Source organism: uncultured Ralstonia sp. (assembly GCA_913056305.1).
GTDB lineage: Bacteria > Pseudomonadota > Gammaproteobacteria > Burkholderiales > Burkholderiaceae > Ralstonia.
In genome coordinates this window covers 1-2,319 of sequence record CAJXMR010000395.1, presented here as the reverse complement: position 1 = coordinate 2,319, position 2,319 = coordinate 1, and the positions used below count along the sequence as shown (strand labels likewise).

The window sequence follows — 2,319 nt, the reverse complement described above, 5'->3', positions numbered from 1 at the left end:
GGCATGAACGAATCGCACGTGCACGACGTGCAGATCACGAAGGAAGCGCCGAACTATCACCGCGACTGATCCTCGGTTGCTGCATCAAAAGATAGAAGGTATGCAGTTCTGGCGTCGGGGCGCGCGGGTGCCCCGACCGCATTCAATCCGGTGGCCGGTGCACGGGGCGGCCACCCGCAACTGGAGACGATGATGAAAGCGCTTTTGCGACTCGTTCTGTTTCTGGATGCGGCTGTCGCACTGTGCGTCGGTCTCGTCCTGTTGGCTTCACCGATGGCGTCCGTCTTCGGCGCGCTGCAATTGCCGCAGCCCGATCCGGCGATGTACGGCCAGCTGCTCGGCGTGACGCTGATCGGCCTGGCTTGGCTGCTGTGGCATGCCACCGTCAACGGGCAGCTCACCACCGCCGTGGCGCAGGTGATGGGCCACGTGAACCTGGCCGTGGCCGTGCTGGTGATTGCGTGGCTGCTGTTCTTCCACCTGCCGGTGGACGGCGCGGGCCGCATCTGGCTGCCGACCTTTGCCGCGGTGCTGGCGCTGTTCTCGGCCGTGCAGATTCCCGCCTCGCGCCGCGTGCGCACCAATGAGCGCGAGCGCGCGCAGAAGGCGCGCGATGAAGCCGCTGCCACGCGTGAACGCCAGCGTACCGAAACCGAGCGCAACGAACCCGCCTACATGCCGCCGCCGGGCTACGGCCCCGGCACTGAAGTCGACACGATTGCCGATTCCATTCCTCCACAACATGCACGACAAAGTCCTCATCCTTGATTTCGGCTCGCAGGTCACGCAGCTGATCGCGCGGCGCGTCCGCGAAGCGCACGTCTACTGCGAAATCCACCCGAACGATGTGTCCGACGCCTTCGTGCGCGAGTTCGCGCCCAAGGCCGTCATCCTCTCGGGCAGCCACGCCAGCACCTACGAAGACCACCAGCTGCGCGCGCCGCAAGCCGTGTGGGACCTCGGCGTGCCGGTGCTCGGCATCTGCTACGGCATGCAGACCATGGCCGTGCAGCTGGGCGGCAAGGTCGAGTGGAGCGACCACCGCGAATTTGGTTATGCTGAGGTGCGCGCCCATGGCCACACCCGCCTGCTCAAGGACATCCAGGACTTCGCCACGCCCGAAGGCCACGGCATGCTGAAGGTGTGGATGAGCCACGGCGACAAGGTCGCCGAGCTGCCGCCGGGCTTCAAGCTGATGGCCTCCACGCCGAGCTGCCCGATCGCCGCCATGGCCGACGAGGCGCGCGGCTACTACGCCGTGCAGTTTCACCCGGAAGTCACGCATACCCTACAGGGCCGCGCGCTGCTTGAGCGCTTCGTGCTGGAGATCGCCGGCGCCAAGCCGGACTGGGTCATGCGCGATCACATCGAGGAAGCCGTCAAGCTCATCCGCGAGCAAGTGGGCGATGAAGAGGTGATCCTGGGCCTGTCGGGCGGCGTCGATTCGTCCGTGGCCGCCGCGCTGATCCACCGCGCGATCGGCGATCAGCTCACCTGCGTGTTCGTCGACCACGGCCTGCTGCGCCTGGACGAAGGCAAGATGGTGATGGACATGTTCGCGGGCCGCCTGCACGCCAAGGTCGTGCACGTGGATGCCTCGGAGCAGTTCCTCGGCCACCTGGCCGGCGTGACGGACCCGGAAGCCAAGCGCAAGATCATCGGCCGCGAGTTCGTCGAGGTGTTCCAGGCGGAGGCGAAGAAGCTGTCGAACGCCAAGTGGCTGGCCCAGGGCACCATCTACCCGGACGTAGTCGAATCGGGCGGCACCAAGACCAAGAAGGCGACGACGATCAAGAGCCACCACAACGTGGGTGGCCTGCCGGAAACGCTGGGCCTGAAGCTGCTCGAGCCGCTGCGCGACCTGTTCAAGGACGAGGTGCGCGAGCTGGGCGTGGCGCTGGGCCTGCCGCACGAGATGGTGTATCGCCATCCGTTCCCGGGCCCGGGCCTGGGCGTGCGTATCCTGGGTGAGGTCAAGCGTGAGTATGCGGAGCTGCTGCGCCGCGCTGATGCGATCTTCATCGAAGAGCTGCGCGGTACCAAGGCGACGGCGCAAGATGCCGCTGCAGGCCTGTGCGCTGAAGACCAGGTCGGCAAGAGCTGGTACGACCTGACCAGCCAGGCGTTTGCGGTGTTCCTGCCGGTCAAGTCCGTCGGCGTAATGGGCGATGGCCGCACGTACGACTACGTGACGGCGCTGCGCGCGGTGCAGACCACCGACTTCATGACGGCGCACTGGGCGCATCTGCCGTATGCGTTGTTGGGTCGGGTGTCGAACCGCATCATCAATGAAGTGCGTGGCTTGAACCGGGTGGTGTA

The 2,319-nt window shown here is 66.0% G+C and carries 2 protein-coding genes; both read left to right on the top strand.

The window, feature by feature from the left end; all coding sequences use genetic code 11:
* Window positions 1-192: 192 nt before the first annotated feature.
* Window positions 193-768 carry a hypothetical protein gene (locus QZ609_RS26505; protein ID WP_295501506.1) on the top strand — a complete coding sequence of 192 codons (576 nt, stop codon included), beginning with the start codon at window positions 193-195 and terminating at the stop codon, window positions 766-768.
* Window positions 743-2,319, top strand: a 1,577-nt coding sequence (gene guaA, locus QZ609_RS26500) for a glutamine-hydrolyzing GMP synthase (RefSeq protein ID WP_295501503.1), incomplete at its 3' end; no start/stop codon positions are given. The genes QZ609_RS26505 and guaA, both read left to right, overlap by 26 nt.